The sequence below is a fragment of the Bifidobacterium primatium genome, from assembly GCF_002802875.1.
Lineage (GTDB): Bacteria > Actinomycetota > Actinomycetes > Actinomycetales > Bifidobacteriaceae > Galliscardovia > Galliscardovia primatium.
Window position 1 is genome coordinate 179,185 of sequence record NZ_PEBI01000003.1, and the last position, 16,094, is coordinate 195,278.

Below are 16,094 nucleotides of genomic sequence, written 5' to 3' on the forward strand. Positions count from 1 at the left end.
CGTCATCGCCGTCTTACCGTTGACGTCCCATCATCAGCTGCCAGACCCTGTCTCCCTCATGCAGGCTGCGCGGCACCATCGGTCGCAGCGTCGGATCTTCGAGCAGGGTCCGGGCATGTTCCGCATCTCCGTGAAGCACCTTGTATTCGGCCAGCTGAATCTGCCATCCGACCCGGCCGTGGTGGCTGGGCTCCTCCTCCATACGCCGGGCGATGTAGTCGGCGTCGGCACGGGTCCATGAGGATGCCGGACGGAACCAGATGCCCATGTCATGGAGCAGCCCCTCGAGCATCATCCGTTCGGCGGAGCCCGCCCGCCGTCTGGAGACGATGCCGCGCAGCTGCTCGACCGCGATGTCGCGCCGACGGTAGTCGCCCATCATATGGCAGGCTATGGCGCCGATGTTGAGCATCATGACCCTCAGGTTGCCATCGCCGGAGACCTGCAGGGCGCCCAGACGATCCACCGCCCTGCGCGGCTCGTCGTCAAGATAGTCGCATCGTGCATATTCGATGGCGAGCCGGTCGGCCGAACGGTTGAACCTGTCATGCTGCGCGTACCGGTCGAGCACCGCACGGTATTTGTCCACGTCGCAGTCCTGGACGACGATGGGCGCCAGGGCGGCGAACGCCCGTGCAAGGCATCGACGGCATGAGACGGTGATGAGCCAGGTCACGATGACGAACATGACGATCGTCAGATAGAACAGGCCCGCCGACTCCATCGACGCCATCAGCACGTAGTACACCACGGCGACCATCAGCAGTATCGCGATGTGTCCGGCCCGGATTCTTCGCGTACGTGCGGCATAGACGGCCCACACCTGGTCGGCGCTCATGCCATACCATTCCGAACGGGAACCATCGTCACGCATCGTCGTCATGCCTTCATCCTCACTTTCCGAGCTTTCCGTCGATACCGTCGGAAAACATGCATCGTATGTATATATGATGGCCACGTCCCGCAGCGGCCGGCGCCGTCATTCGGCGTCGACCGCCATCAGGGTCGCCTCCTGCAGATAGGAGCGGCTGGTCTCCGGATCCCTATAGGCGACATAGGCCTTCGTGGCGATTTCGAGAATCTCCGCCGTCTTGCTTTCCGGCGCCGACACGATGACCTGGAAACCGAGACGCGGCAGCACGGAAAGCGCTCGCTGCGTATAACGGCCGTCGGCCTTGATGAGCGCCTCGTCGAGGAACAGCGTGGTGTAGGTGGGCCGTCCGGAGACGTCGCCTCCCAGCAGGTAGATGAGTGCGGCGCCGTAGACGAACGAGGTGAGCTCCTGCAGCGCTCCGCCGGATTTTCCTCCGGTCGAGGTGATGCGTTCGTCGGGAGCGCCCGCGTGGCTCACCGTCGCATAGAACGAGGACCGGCAACGCGGGTCGAGGTTACGGGCTCCGTAGTTCTTGATGCCGTTGGCGTCGCGGACCTGTTCGAGCTCGTGTCGAAGCGCGTCGACCAGTCCGGCGCATGCGGTGAACGTCTTCCTGGCGACGGCCATGCGGTCCGTCGAACGTTCCGCCTCCGCATGCCATTCGCCAAGCGTGGCTATGGTCCGTTTCAGACGTGCGGTGAACGAGCGTTCGGGACGTCTCACGTCGGCGCCGATGGACAGGCTGCCATGCCGCGGACCGAACTTCTGGCCCCGCAGCATGGCGTTGATGCGGTCCAGCTGATCGGCGATGTCGTTCGCGTCGGTGTCGAGCGCGCGGTTGATCTGCGTGAAGTCCATGAGCAGCTTGTCGAGGCTGTTGGCGTACTCCTCCTCGGTGGCCGCCGATGCCGTCAGCCGTTCGAGATCGGTCAGCTCGTCCAGATAGTACTTGTAGTCCTCCACGCTCGCCGTCAGGGAACCGTCGTCCCCCGCATACAGGTCGAGATACGTGGCCATGCGCGTCTCCGTTTCGGTCCGCCGCGTTCCGGCCGTTTCGGCGAGCGCGGCGACCCTTTGCCTGACGGATGCGCACACCCGCTCCACCGTGCGCCGTTCGAACGTGTCGCCCTGTGTGGTCGGTCCGGCCCCGACGATGATGTGCGGTCGGTCGGCGCGGTTCACCACCCCGGCGAAGTTGTCCTCATACGCCGTGTCCAGCAGTTCGATGACCGGTTCGGGCAGCTGCGGGCCGTCATGTCCTTCATGATCGGGGCCGGCGTGCGTTTCGAGCCATTGGCGGATGGCGGCCATGGCTCGCCGCAGCGACTCGTATCGGCTTTTCGCCCGGTAGAGCTTCTGGTTTTCCTGTGCCAGTTCGGCCTCGAGATCGTCGCGCATGGAGGCGAGTCCGTCGAGCTCCGGATCGTCGTCATGTCGGGAGGCGGCGTCTTTCAGCTCGTCGATGCGACGTCGTATGCCGTCGACGTCGACCTTCTCCCATGGTGTGTAGTCGAGTTGTTCGGCGAGACCGTGTTCCTTGTGCAGCCTGTCTATGCGTCGTTTCTGTTCGGCATAGGCCGCATCCGCCTGCCGGAGGCGGGTCTTGGCGTCGTTCACCGATTGGGCGAGCCGTTCCAGATATGCGTCGTCGGCGAATCCGATGATGGGGTGCAGTCCCTTGGTGCCATGGTATCCGCGGTCTCCGGATTTCATCTGGCCATCCGCCTGCACCTGACGGTCCCGGTCGCCGTCGTCGATGGCGTCGACGCATCGGGCGTCGAATCGTTCGGACCCCGTCTGTTCCTTGAGCCAGCCGATGAACGGGGAGTTCTCCCGATACCGCAGTTTCCCGGACATCCAGCCGGCGGTATGGCCGGTGTCGTATTCGCGGGAGGTGTCGATGAACCGCCATGTGCGGCGGATCATCGTCGTCGGGTCTATGGCGCTGACCTTTTCGGCGAATCCCCGCTCGTGGCGCTTGTCGACGAGGATGGTCTGCGCGATGGGCGCATATGCGACGTTCATGGCGGCTCGCCATCGCTCGCTGTCCTCGCGTACGTCCATGAGCTCGGCGACGTACGGCAGTTCATCCACGCTCAGACCGGTCGCGCGGGCGAGCAGGGCCCTTGCGTCATCCATGGCCTGGGTGATGCGTGTTCCACGCTTGGTCTGGCGTTCATGGTCCTTCTGCAGGCGGGCGAGATCGGCGGCTGCCGCGGACCGGTCGCCGACCGCCTCGTCGCGAAGACGCTCGCACTCGGCGAGTTCGTTTTCGTATGTCCGTTCGAAGGCGAGAGCGGCCTGCCGCCGGGCGTTCCATGCCGAGGAGTCGGCGGGCATGGTCTCGTCGACTCCTCGGAACTGCGTTTCCATGCGCTTCCGTTGCCGCTGCGCATCGTCGAGATCGCGTCCGGCCTGGTCAAGCTCCGTTTCCAGACGGATTCGCCCGCCACCGTCAAGCCCTTGCATCCGGGCGCTGATGTCGACGATGCGATGCTGCAATGACTCCGCATGTCGTTGCAGTCGTTCCGTTTCACGTTGCTGCAGTTCGGCCTCATGCTCGTCGACCGGCAGCTGCGTGGCCACCTCTTTCGTCAGCCGTCCGGTGACCCAGTGTTCCAGCGTCCTGCGTCCGTCCTCGCTGTCGGGGTCGATCGGCTCGAAGGACCTGGTCTGCCGCAGTGCGTTCGCGTATTCGCCGTAGGCCTGCTGGATGCCGCGCAGGCGGCCGATTCTTCTGGCCTTTTCCTCCATGCTGCGGAAGTTCTCGTCATAGCGGTCGTAGTCCTCCACGGTACTGCGGGTCAGCCCCAACGCCTCCGGCACGCCGAGAACGCCTTGCTTGAAGATGTCGTCGAGCCTTGACGGCGCATCGGCCGATTGGATCTTGTACAGCAGGCGGCATGCGGATTCGCTCAGTCCCAGCGTGCGCCAGATGTGGGCGTGGAAGGCGTCGGCGTTCGAAAACTGCAGACAGCCGGGATATGCGGATTTCAGTGCGGTGGGTGTGAACGGCGCGTCACGGAACGCGTCCATCATCCTCGGGTCTATCTTCCGGTCCCATACGATGTACTGTCGGCGCACGTCTCCCCTGCCGTCGCCCGGGGAGAGATAGAGGAATTTCGCGCAGGAGAGGGTCTCCCCTCCCGTGTGGTTCTCGTAGGTGTCGACGATGGCTCCCCAGACCGACTGCGGCGTGCCGTCGTCGTCGCGGCCCCGAAGATAGATGGGCACGTCGCCTGTGCCGTCGTTGCTCATGCCGAGCATGCCACGCAGGTATGTGTAGTCGTTGCGTTCGGAGCGTCCGGCGTTCGATGCCTTGTTGTATGGCGTTCCCGTGGGATACAGCAGCGATATCTGCGCGTCGACGAGCGTGGATTTGCCCGATTCGCTGGCTCCGGCGAGCAGCGTCACCGGCTCTCCCGAGTCGGTGGAGGGCCTGAACTCGTGGTATCCGTCGTATGAGCCCCAGTTGACGAGCTGTCGGCTTGTCAGCATCCATCGGTCGGCGATGATCGCCATCTCGTTCTTCATCGGCCCTCCTCGATATCCATGGAACCGCCTTCGACGATGGCTCCGACGTCCATGGCGTCGTCGTGCATGGCAGCGCTTTCATCCGCATCCGATACGGCGCCGCCGCCCGGCTCCTCGTCCTGCGGCTCGATGTCCGCGCCCAGCCAGGTCTCGGCGAGGCGCCGGTCAAGTACCACGGGCACCAACGGCGTGATCGTGTACATGCGTTCGTCGTCATCGTTTCTGGACAGGTATCCGTAGGTGGTCAGGGCGGAGACCGTGGCGGCTATCTTCTTCAGCACGCCCTCCTCGTCATTGCGCGAGGCCAGATAGCCGGCTCCCGTGGTCAGCGCGTTGCGGATCTCCTCGAAGCTGACGATCCATCCGTCCGACTCCGTGCGGGTGTTCTCGTATTCGAGCACGCGTATGCGCAGGTATGCGAGCGTGGCGGCCTCCTCGCGGGTGAGGCTGGCACGGGTCTTGAGCGCACGCATGGATACGTCGGATTCGCTCACCGGCGTGGCGTACATGATGTGGTAATGCCGGTTCACGACCAGTTCGAGCATGTCGTTGTTCAACGAGCGGACGACGTCCTCCCGGTTGTCGAGCACCAGGTCGTAGAGATCGCCGGTGATGTATCGGTCGCGTTTGAGCGCGATGGCCGCGATGCGTGCGTCGGCATCCATGTCGCCGGTGTCGCCTTCGAACAGTGCGTGGGGGTTCATCGTCGCCATGAAATCGCCGGCCGCTGCGGCCCCGCCGCCGGACGTCTCGTCCGCGGATACGTTCTTGGGAGAACCGTCCATGTCGTTGTCGTCCTGTGCCATGTTCATCCTTCCTCCACGATGTCGTCCAGGGTCCTCGTATCGGCCAGCAGCGGTCGTGTGTGCCATTGCCGTTCCTCGCCGGACAACGATATGCAGTGCCATGTCGCACGTGGTCCCGTGCCGACCTGCAGCCCGCCGAGGAATCCCACGAGTTCGCTTTCCCTTCGTTCCTCGGCCGGCAGAAGGTTGAAGCTGGCCGCCATGTCCACGTAGTCGCCCCGCATGACCGGATTGCCGCGGATGAGCTCCACCATGTGGCGAAGCCGCGGCCCGCCTACCTCGACCATGGCCTGCAGATCGGGGGCCTCGATATGCCGCATGGCGCCGCCGGAGTCGTCGAGACCGGGCGGGGACGCATAGGTCAGCGGACGTGCCGGCCGCAGCGGCAGACGTCCCAGACGGACCGTGGCGACGCTGGTGTCGTAGGGCTGGTCCGTGGCGTCGGGATCGGCCTTCGCCTCGGCGTTGAGTTTGGCGAACAGACGGTTCAATGTGCCGAGCATGGTGCGGTATCGCGTGTCGGTCTGCTGGCGCACCAGCCTGCTGACGGCTTCGTCCGAAAGCCTCATCTGCCGGCGCACGTCCTCGATGCCTTCATAGATGAGGGAGAGCTCGGCCTTGATCTGATTGAGCAGTACGGCGGAGTCGCCGGCCAGGTACGGGGTCTGGGCGATGTCTCGTATGGCGTCGTCGATCTGGTGCCGCCCCTCCTCGGTCACGATGACTTGGAACGCGTCGGCGAACCGGCGGCCGCTGTCCGATTCGCGGAACGACCTGCGGTAGTCGTCGTGATATAGGGAGAGTATGTCTTCGACGGACATGGCGCCGGCCTGCATGCGCCGGCGCAGGGCGTCGCCGTTGTCCCGTTCGGACATCGCCAGCTCCTTGAGGTCGACGGGCACGCCGCGCAGTGTATTGTGCAGCACGCCGATGATGTCCGCCACCTGGTCCTGCGAAAGCTTCTCATCGGACTCGCCGTGCTCGATCTGCTCGATCTCCCTGCGACGCTCCTCTATCTCCCCGTTGAGCAGTTCGACGCGTTTCTTCGGATCGGCGGTCAGTCGCATACGGGCATGCTCGACCTCCATGATGATGGAGTTCGCCTGGGCTCCGGAAAGCACCTGGGTGTCGTCCTCCAGACGGGAGAGCGCGTCGATGGCCCTATGGGCCCTGGCCGTGAGCCGATACAGGAACCGGTGCGAGGCGACGTCGAGCGAATTCGCCAGCCAGGCGTAGTCGCCGTCGCCTTCGCGGGTGAGCTCGACGAGTATCTGATGGGCGGCGTCGGAGAGCGTCTGGTCGTCCTTCAGCGTGTATTCGCCGGTTTCGATGAGTCCCGACAGACCCTGCGCGAAACGGTCCTCGAGGATCTCGCGGGGCAGTTCCCCGGTGAGCGGTTCGAACGCCGCACGGAGCAATGCCACGTACATCATGGAGTGCTGACGCAGAAGCAGTCGCAGCACACCGGTCTCATAGACCGGTCTGAGCCTTTCCATCTCCTGACGGACGTCGCCCAAATTCAACCTCTTTCGTTCTCGTTCAACATGTCGGTCACGCGAGCGCCGTCCCGGTCAGGATTCCTCGTCCTTGCCGTAGAAGAGCCTGTCGATGACGAGGCGGCATTTACGCATGACGCCGAGCAGTTCGTTCTCGAACGCCTGGCCGCGGTGCGCGGGCTCCTTGAGCACGGCGGCGATGCCGCCGAGCGAATAGGTGTCGTCGGGCAGCACGTCGGCGCGGTTGGCCCTGCCCGACCACAGATAGTTCGCGTTGCGGGCGTTCGTGGCCATGGTCCATGCCTGACGCAGTATCGCGGCATCGTCGTGGCCGATCTCCCCCAGTTCCTCGAGCTTGTCGAGGGCCGGCATCGTGGAGACGCATTGCAGTTCGGGATGGTCGTGGGCCTTCTGCAACTGCAGCAGCTGCACGGTCCATTCGACGTCGGACAATCCACCCTTGCCGAGCTTGAGATGACGCTCCCGACGGACGCCTCGGGGCAGACGCTCCGCTTCCACACGTGCCTTGAGCCTGCGGATGTCCTTGATCTGCGCTTCGGAAAGCGGCTGGTCGGGGTATCGCAGCGGGTCAGCGAGCAGGGTGAGGAAGTCATGGGCGAGCCGTTCGTCGCCGGCGGCGTACCGTGCGCGCAGCAGCGCCTGATGCTCCCATGTGCTTGCCCACGAGGTGTAGTATTCGCGGCAGGATTCGTAGGAGCGTACCAACGGGCCGTTCTTGCCTTCGGGACGCAGGTCGAGGTCGAGTTCGATCTTGTTCTCCATCGAGACCGGCCCCATGAGGATCCTGCGCAGGTCGTCCACCACGGCCTTGGCGAAGGTGAACGCCTGACGGTCCTCCACCGAGCCGTTAGGACGGTAGATGATGATGACGTCGGCGTCGGAGCTGAAGTTCACCTCCCTGCCGCCGTATCGGCCCATGCCGATGACGGCGAGCCTGGCGGCCGGACGCTCCAGTCCCTGCTCGCGGCATTGGTGGTCGACGGACCAGTCGAGCGCGCTGTCGAGCAGGGCGTCGTAGACGACGGTCATGGCCTCGAGGCAGTCGCCGTCGGCGATGACGCCGCTCATCCATCCGAGTCCGATGCGTTCGATCTCGTGGCGGCGCAGGGAGCGCAGCAGCGTGGCGAAGTCATTGACGCGGTCGGGGAAGCGCATGCGCGCCGCATGGCATTGGATGTCGAGGCTCTGCCGGGAACGCGGCTGCATCTCCTCGTCGTGGCCGAGCCAGGTGACCGATTCCATGGACTTGTTCATGGCGTCGCCGAGATATCTTGAGTTCGACAGGATGTGGCACAGTCGCTGGCCTGCGGACGAGGAGTCGCGCAGGAACCCGAGGTAATCGCTGCCCTGGCCGAAGTTCTCCTCGAGTTTGCGCCATGCCAGCAGACCCATGTCGGGGTTCTGGCCGTCGCCGAGCCATTGCAGCACGGCCGGCAGGATGATGCGGTTGATCTTCGCCGACCGGCTGATGCCCTCGGTGAGCGCCTGCACGTGGCGCATGGCGTTCTCCGGATCGCCGAAGCCGATGGATGCGAATCGTTCCTTGGTGGCCTCTGGGCTCAGGCTGATCTCGCCTTCGCCCAGGGTGGCGATGTTCGGCAGCATCGGACGGAAGTAGATGTCCAGATGCAGCTGGCGCACCTCCCGTCGTGTGGCGTCGAAGCGTTCGATCAGTTCGTCGGGGTGCGTGCCCAGTGCGCGCGAGAGCCTACGAAGCTCGGCGCTGGAGTTGATGAAGTCCTTGTCGAGCTGCCGCTGCGACTCGATGCCTCCCTCGTTGCCCCGTCCCAGGTCGGGGAACAGGTGGGTGCGCTTGAGCGCCCACATCTGCTGCCGGTGCTCGAGTACGCGTTCGAATCCGTAGTCGGCTGCCAGCTTGGCGGCCTGCTTGCGCGAGACGTATCCGCCGGCGGCCAGCGCCTGCAGAGAATCCAGCGTGGATGCGGTGCGCAGCGTCTCATCGGTGCGTCCATGCACCAGCTGCAGCATCTGCACGGTGAACTCCACGTCGCGCAGGCCTCCGCGGCCGAGCTTGATCTCGCGATCCTTCTGCGGCTTGGGAATGAGGTCCTCCACGCGTTTGCGCATCTGCTGGCAGTCGTAGACGAAGTTCTCGCGCTTCGACGCGCTCCACACCAGCGGACGCGTCCTGTCGTAGTACTCCCGGCCGAGCTGCGGGTCGCCAGCGACCGGACGCGCCTTGAGCAGGGCCTGGAACTCCCAGCTTTCGGCCCATTTGTCGTAGTAGCCCAGATGCGAGTCCAGGGTGCGGACCAGCGGGCCGTCCTTGCCTTCGGGACGCAGACCTCCGTCGATCTGCCACAGCGTCGGCTCGGCCACGCCCATGACCACGGACTGGCATACCTTCTGCAGCGTCACGCCGAGCCTGGTGCCGATGCGGATGAGCTGCTCATGGCCGAGGTCGTCGTCGGCCGGCTCGACCACGTAGATGAGGTCCACGTCGGAGACGTAGTTGAGCTCGCGGGCGCCAAGCTTGCCCATGCCGATGATGGCGAACCGGCATCGTTCGCTTTCGGACACCTCGTGCCTTGCGATGGCCAGCGCGCCTTCGAGCGCCGCGTCGGCGAGGTCGGAGAGGTTGCGGCTGATGGTCGGCTGGATGGTCAGCGGATCGTCGGCGGTGACGTCCCTGGCCATGATGGCGGCAAGCTGTTCACGGTAGCAGCGACGCAGCTGCGTGGTGGATTCGGCGAGCGTCAGCGCACTCACCGGTACGTCGGATGCCGGATCGGCATCGATGCGTCGCAGAATCGCAGCCCTGCGCTGACCGCGGTTCCACAGATGCGATTCGTATTCCTCGCCCGTGACCGCCTTGATCAGCATGGGGCGCGACAGCATGAGGCGGCCGATCTCGTCGGAGGCTCCGAGCACCGCCACAAGACGGGAGAAGCCGTCGAGACCCGAGAACAGGGATTCAAGGGGCTCGCCTTCGTCATGGACGCGGTTGGCCAGCTCGGTGATGTGTCGAAGGGCGGTGTCGGGATCGTCCGCCTGGGAAAGCGCCCCCAGCAGTTCGGACCGATAGTATCCTTCGACGCCGAGCTCGGACAGTGAGGCGAACAGCTTCTGCGCCGTCTCGAGGTTGGCCATGCCTGCCCGGATGAGTTCGCGCAGCGATACGCGTGAGGTTTCCTTGTCCATTCTGCCAATTGTACAGCGCCGGGGGCCATGCCCCCGGCATGGACATCAGCCCTCCTGGAAGAGCGGGGCCACGTTGCGCCAGATGCGGCGGGTGGTTCCGGGATGGTTCATCGTGTACAGGTGGATGCCGTCGACGCCCTGGGCCACCAGGTCGTTGATCTGCTGGGAGGCGTAGATGATGCCGGCCCGGCGCAGCGACTCACGGTCGTCGCCCCACTTCTCCAGCATCGCCTCGAGCTGCTTGGGGATGATCGTGGCGTTCTTGACCGCCATGTTGCGCACGGACTTCGCGCTGGTGACCGGCATGATGCCGGCCTCGATGGGCGCGTCGATGCCGGCGGCGCGGGCCTTGTCCACGAATCGGAGGAAGTCCTCGTTGTCGTAGAACAGCTGGGAGATCAGGTTGGTGGCGCCGGAATCCACCTTGATCTTCAGGTTGCGGATGTCCTCGTCCAGCGAGGAGCATTCGATGTGGCCCTCCGGATAGCAGGCGCCGAAGATCTTCAGGTTCGGACGGCGGTCGTGGATGTATGACACGAGGTCGCTGGCATGCTCGAACACGCCGACCTCCCGCTGCCCTTCGATCACGTCGCCGCGCAAGGCGAGCACGCCGAACACGCCGGCGGCGTCGAACATGTCGAGCGCCTGGTCGACCACGTCCTTGTCGGAATAGAGGGCGGTGAGATGGGCGACGGTGGGGATGCCGTACTCGGAGCGGATCGTGTTGGCGATCCTTGCCGTGGCGGTACGGTCGGAATGGGTGCCGTGGCCGTAGGTGACGGAGATGAAATCGGGGTTCACGCCTTCGAGACCGTCAAGGGTGTCGTAGATGGTACCCACCGGGGCGTTGCGCTTCGGGGGAAAGACCTCAAGGGAAAACTGCGGGGAATGCATGGAATGATCCTTCCTGTCTTGACGGCTGATGCTATGCCGGAAAACGATGGGGGCGAAACCGGCCAAGGGTTTCGCCCCCATCATGTGGTCATATGGCGTGGGAGGTCACGTCGGACTACTTGGCGAGTTCGGCGCGGACCTTCTTCGTGGCGGCGACCATATGCTCGAGGCTCGGCCAGGTCTCGGCGTTGCCACGGGTCTTCAGGCCGCAGTCGGGGTTGATCCAGACCTTGTTCACATCCATCTTCCGGAGGATCTCGTGGATGCGGTCCACGATCTCGTCCTCGGACGGGATGCGCGGGCTGTGGATGTCGTAGACGCCGGGGCCCGCCTCGGTCTCGAAGTTGGCGTCATGGATGGCGTCGAGCACCACGAGGTCGCCGCGGGAGGCCTCGAAGGAGATGACGTCGGCGTCCATGGCGTCGATGTCGCGGATGATGTCGTTGAACTCCGAGTAGCACATGTGGGTGTGGATCTGCGTGCCCGGCTTGACGGCGGAGTGCACCAGACGGAAGGCCGGGACGGCCCAGTCGAGGTACTTCACGTGCCAGTCGGAGCGGCGGACAGGCAGCTTCTCGCGCAGTGCGGCCTCGTCGATCTGGATGACCTTGATGCCGGCGGCCTCGAGGTCGAGCACCTCGTCGCGGATGGCGAGGGCGAGCTGCGTGGTCTGCTCCTCGTGCGTGATGTCCTCGCGCGGCCAGGACCAGTTGAGGATGGTCACCGGACCGGTGAGCATGCCCTTGACCACGTGGTCGGTCTTGGACTGCGCATAGGAGCTCCATTCCACGGTGATGGGGTTGGCGCGGGAGACGTCGCCCCACACGATCGGGGGCTTGACGCAGCGGGTGCCGTAGGACTGCACCCAGGCGTTCTTGGTGAACAGGAAGCCGTTGAGGTTCTGGCCGAAGTACTCGACCATGTCGTTGCGTTCGAACTCGCCGTGGACGAGCACATCGAGGCCGATCTCCTCCTGCTTCTTCAGCACGTCGTCGATCTGCTCGGCGATGAACTTGTCGTACTCGGCCTTGCTGATCTCCCCCTTGCGGAACTTGGCGCGGGTGGAGCGGACCTCGCGGGTCTGTGGGAAGGAGCCGATGGTCGTGGTCGGCAGCTCGGGAAGGCCGAGCTCCTGCTTCTGGATGGCCTGGCGCTCGGCGCGGGCGGGCTGGCGCACGTACTCGTCGTCGGTGAGCTTGGCGACGCGGTCGCGAACGGCGGCGTCGGGGGCCACGCGGGTGCCGTCGAACAGCTGCTGGTTTGCGGCGAGCTTGGCATCGGCGGCACGGGCGGAGTCATCAAGGTCGGCGAGGTCGGCGACCTCCTTGAGCTCGCCGAGCTTTTCGACGGCGAAGGCGAAGTGCCTGAGCACGTCGGCGGCGAGCTTGTCCTCGCCTTCGGTGCTGAACGGCACGTGCAGCAGGGAGTCGGCGGTGGAGACGGCCACGTGGGCGGCCTTGGTCTTCACGGCGTCGACGAGACCGAGGCTCACGGCGTAGTTGTTGCGCCAGATGTTGCGGCCGTTGATCACGCCGGCGAAGATGGTCACGTTCTCGGGAGCGCCGTTCTCCTCGAGGGCGGCGAGGTTCTCGTCCTTGCCTTCGATGAGGTCGAGGCCGATGCCGTCGAAGCCGAGGTCGATGGCGGTCTTGTAGGTGTCGGCGATGTGGCCGAAGTAGGTCTGCAGCAGCACCTTGACGTCGCCCTTGGCGGCGAGGATGGTGCGGTACAGCGTGGAGAAGAGGTCGAGGTCGCCGTCCTCCTTGTCGAGCACCAGGTACGGCTCGTCGAGCTGCACCCACTGGGCTCCGAGCTCATTGAACTTCACGAGCAGGTCGGCATAGGCCTTGGCGGTGTCGGCCACGAGCTTGTCGGTCAGCTCGAGGTCGGCGCCTTCGGCGCCGCGGGCGAGCTTGAGGAAGGTGTAGGGGCCGATGACGACGGGCTTGGTCACGATGCCGAGCTCCTTGGCCTCGTTGAACTCGTCGAACGGCTTGGTGCCGGTCAGGGCGATCTCGGTGTCGGCGGTGATTTCGGGAACCAGGTAGTGGTAGTTCGTGGTGAACCACTTCTTCATCGGCTGGGCGGTCACGTCGCCCTTGTCTCCCTGGTATCCGCGGGCGATGGCGAACAGCGTGTCCTCGGCGCCGAGACCGAGGTCCTTGTAGCGCTGCGGAACGGCGCCGAGCAGGATGGCGGTGTCGAGCATCTGGTCGTAGTAGCTGAAGTCGTTGCTCGGAATCAGGTCGATGCCGGCGTCCTGCTGCAGCTTCCAGTGCTTGGCGCGGAGGCCGGCCGCGGTCTCCTTGACCTCGTCGATGCCGTTCTTGCCCTTCCAGTAGCCTTCGATGACCTTCTTCAGCTCACGGTTGCCGCCGATGCGCGGGAATCCGATGACAGAGGTGAGTTCACTCATACATGCTCCATTTTTTAGCGTGTCAAAACCGCAAAAAGACTAGCAAATTTCATCGGTGAACATGGTATCTATCGAACTTGCATGTCGCTATAAAAGACGTTTATTACTGGAATTCCACTATGTCGCAACCCGTCTGCATGGTGGACGGAGCCATCCTGCGGCCATGCCGTGCGAATGAGGACGGCATGTGACCGGCGGTCAGCCGCAGTCCTTTGCGGTGAGCACGGCGACGAGATCGCCGTCCCTAATCCCCCATTTTTCGAACGGCTTGTCGGATCCCATGATAACAACCGTGGCGGGGGACATGCCCAGACCGAGGATATTGAGCAGGGCCTGGTCGGAATCCGGCGACGCCAGCCATTGGCTGGCCACGGACACGGTGGGGTCATGGCCGATGATCATCAGTCTCCGTGTCTTGGACTTCACATGTCCCAGCTCATCCAGCAGAGCCTGCATGCCGCCGTCGTACAGACTCTGCCGATAGTCGACGGACGGTCTGTCGCCGAAGTATTTCAGCATGCGTTCCAGCGTCTGACGGGTCCTCACGGCCCCGGAGCAGCGAATCTGATCGGGGACGAGGGAAATCGCGGCCAGGGCCTTGCCCACCTTCTTGGCCTGCCTGCGGCCTTTCTCGGACAGCTCGCGGTCGATGTCCCCTCCGGACGAACCGGACTCCGCCTTGGCGTGCCTCATGATGATGAGCTGGTACTGGTATGCGTTCGCCTTCTTGGCGACCTTGTTCAGGTTGACCCCCATTGTCTGGCCTTTCCGGCGGACAGCTGCAACGCCCGCCGGAATCTATTCTTACAGGCCTGCGGGGATATTCGCCACCTGCGTGTCCAAATCCTTGAGGACCTTGCGCAGCTTGCGGTCGGAGATGTCCCGGAGCTCGAGCTCCTCGAGACGCGCCTGCTGCTGCTCGGGGGTCATGTCGTCGATATCGGTGTAGGTGTCCTTCGTGCCGCGCTGGCGCTTGTGCAGGGCCTGCACGTCCGGCGCCATGGCACGCGCCGTCACGAGGAATCCGGTATGTCCGATCATCTCGTGGTTCGGACGGACGGCGAGTCCCTGGGCCTTCCATCCGCGTTCCAGCGTCTCGCCGATCTCCGGTTCCGTCCACCGTCCCGAGGCGCGCATGGCCTCGGCCACACGGCTCATCTGCGTGGTGGTGGTCACGTAGCAGGTGAGCACGCCTCCGGGGGCGATCACCCGCGAGGCCTGCTCCAGACGGTTCCACGGGTCGAGCATGTCGAGGAAGATCCGGTCGAACGAATGCGACTCGAGCGTCGCCGTGACGGAGTCGAAGTCCCCGGTCAGAAGATTCCACCACGAGGGGCGCCCGCCGAAGTACACGGTGGCGTTCGCCTCGCAGACGCGGGCGAACTCCGGACGCATCTCGACGGTGGTGAGCTCGCCCTCCTCGCCGACGGCGTCGAGCAGGTGCAGGCTCATGGCGCCGCTGCCGCCACCGGATTCGAGCACACGCATGCCGCGGCGGATGTCGCACACCTCGAGCACCTGCGCGATGTCCTTGGGATACATGATCTGGGCGCCTCGAGGCATGGACAGGATGAAGTCCTGCAGTCTCGGACGCAACACCGTGTACTGCCATCCGCCGATCTTGCGCGTGTTCTTCCAGGGTTTGCGGGGATTGTTCCGGTATGCCTCGGCGGCGCTGTCGACGGTGCCCTCGCTGGTGACGGTGGTGACGACCGCGCCTTCGGGCCCGCCGATGATCTCGTCGTGGCGGATCACGCCGCGTTCGGTCTGGGTCTCCTCGCCGGCGACGAGCTGTATGGTGATCTTCTTGCCCTTGCGATCGGTGAGCTGCACTTTTTCACCTGGCTGCAGCGGTCCGCGACGTACCATGAACGCTCCTCGTCTCTTGCCCTTAGCCGGCCGGTTGCGGCCGGCAGCGATTCGGTTGCCGACGGCTCAGTATACCGTCCGCGGCGATTGCGGCCAAACGGTTCAGGCGGCGAACGCCTGCCAGCGACCTCCGTCATGCCGTACGGCGAGGGGCAGTCCGAAGATGTCCGAAACCCGCTGCGTGGTCAGGCCGTGCTCGAGGTCGCCGGTGTAGATGATGGTGCCCGGTGCGGGGTCGCCTCCCTGCACCTTGACGGCGTGCGCCGTCTTCTCATCACCGGCGAGCCGCCCCATGACGGCGATGTGGTCGAAACCTTCGGGAATCTCCTCAAGCCTGTGGGTCACGAGCACCACGGCTCGGTCGGAGCGCTCGCGGCCCAGATCGCCGAGCGCCTTGACGACAAGCTCCCGGCCTCCGAGATCAAGTCCCGTGGTGGGCTCGTCGAGGATGGCGAGCTCGGGGTCCGCCATGAGGGCTCGGCAGATCAGCACGCGGGTTCGTTCGCCCTCCGAAAGCTTCCACATCTGCTTGCCTTCGAGGTATCCCACGCCGAAGCGTCGCAGCAACGCCCGTGCCCTGTCCATCTCCTCCTGCGTGTAGGAGTCGCGCCAGCGGCCGGTGGTGGCGGTCAGCGCCGTGACCACGGCATCGAGGGGGTCCTCGTCGGGCGGGAACGCACGCGAGAGTTCGGCGGATGACAGGCCGATGCGATGCCGGTACGAGAACACGTTGACCTTTCCCAGACGATTGCCGAGGATGTCGACGGTGCCGTCGCTGGGGTGCAGACGCGTGGCCATCATGGCGATGAGCGTGGATTTGCCGATGCCGTTCGGCCCGAACAGGATCCACCGCTCCCCCCTCCGGACGGTCAGGTCGACGCCGGTGAGAATCACCCTGCCCTGTCGTCGGAATTCAACGTCGGTGAACTGCAATGCGATGTCGTCGCTCATGGGATGGTGCGGGCCTTTCGGGAAGGGATACTCGGAACGGTTTGATGTCGGTGGTTCGACGGCGTCCGGAC

General features: G+C 64.6%; 10 protein-coding genes. All 10 read right to left on the minus strand.

Annotation, left to right across the window (positions count from 1 at the left end):
• Nucleotides 1-13: 13 nt before the first annotated feature.
• Nucleotides 14-883: a hypothetical protein gene (locus tag CS006_RS06880; protein WP_100511078.1), complete on the minus strand. Its 870-nt coding sequence runs from the start codon at nt 881-883 to the stop codon at nt 14-16.
• Between the two features lie 96 nt (nt 884-979).
• Nucleotides 980-4,408, minus strand: a complete 3,429-nt coding sequence (locus CS006_RS06885) for an ATP-binding protein (RefSeq protein WP_100511079.1) — start codon at nt 4,406-4,408, stop codon at nt 980-982.
• A complete protein-coding gene (locus CS006_RS06890; protein WP_100511280.1) occupies nt 4,405-5,121 on the minus strand; it encodes a DUF4194 domain-containing protein in 717 nt (238 codons plus the stop codon). The genes CS006_RS06885 and CS006_RS06890 overlap by 4 nt, the downstream gene beginning before the upstream one ends.
• A gap of 95 nt (nt 5,122-5,216) precedes the next feature.
• A complete protein-coding gene (locus tag CS006_RS06895; protein ID WP_207760019.1) occupies nt 5,217-6,731 on the minus strand; it encodes a DUF3375 family protein in 1,515 nt (504 codons plus the stop codon).
• A gap of 54 nt (nt 6,732-6,785) precedes the next feature.
• Nucleotides 6,786-9,893, minus strand: coding sequence for a bifunctional [glutamine synthetase] adenylyltransferase/[glutamine synthetase]-adenylyl-L-tyrosine phosphorylase (locus tag CS006_RS06900; protein ID WP_100511080.1), 3,108 nt, complete (start codon nt 9,891-9,893; stop codon nt 6,786-6,788).
• A 45-nt stretch (nt 9,894-9,938) separates the two neighbouring features.
• A complete protein-coding gene (gene metF / locus CS006_RS06905) occupies nt 9,939-10,787 on the minus strand; it encodes a methylenetetrahydrofolate reductase [NAD(P)H] (RefSeq protein WP_100511081.1) in 849 nt (282 codons plus the stop codon).
• Nucleotides 10,788-10,902: 115 nt separating this feature from the next.
• Nucleotides 10,903-13,203 carry a 5-methyltetrahydropteroyltriglutamate--homocysteine S-methyltransferase gene (metE, locus tag CS006_RS06910; RefSeq protein WP_100511082.1) on the minus strand — a complete coding sequence of 767 codons (2,301 nt, stop codon included), beginning with the start codon at nt 13,201-13,203 and terminating at the stop codon, nt 10,903-10,905.
• A 198-nt stretch (nt 13,204-13,401) separates the two neighbouring features.
• Complete coding sequence (locus CS006_RS06915; protein WP_100511083.1) at nt 13,402-13,959, minus strand: SixA phosphatase family protein; 558 nt, start codon at nt 13,957-13,959, stop codon at nt 13,402-13,404.
• A gap of 48 nt (nt 13,960-14,007) precedes the next feature.
• Nucleotides 14,008-15,072, minus strand: coding sequence for a tRNA (adenine-N1)-methyltransferase (locus CS006_RS06920; protein WP_100511084.1), 1,065 nt, complete (start codon nt 15,070-15,072; stop codon nt 14,008-14,010).
• 102 nt (nt 15,073-15,174) lie between these two features.
• Nucleotides 15,175-16,023 carry an ABC transporter ATP-binding protein gene (locus CS006_RS06925; RefSeq protein ID WP_100511085.1) on the minus strand — a complete coding sequence of 283 codons (849 nt, stop codon included), beginning with the start codon at nt 16,021-16,023 and terminating at the stop codon, nt 15,175-15,177.
• Between the last annotated feature and the right edge of the window lie 71 nt (nt 16,024-16,094).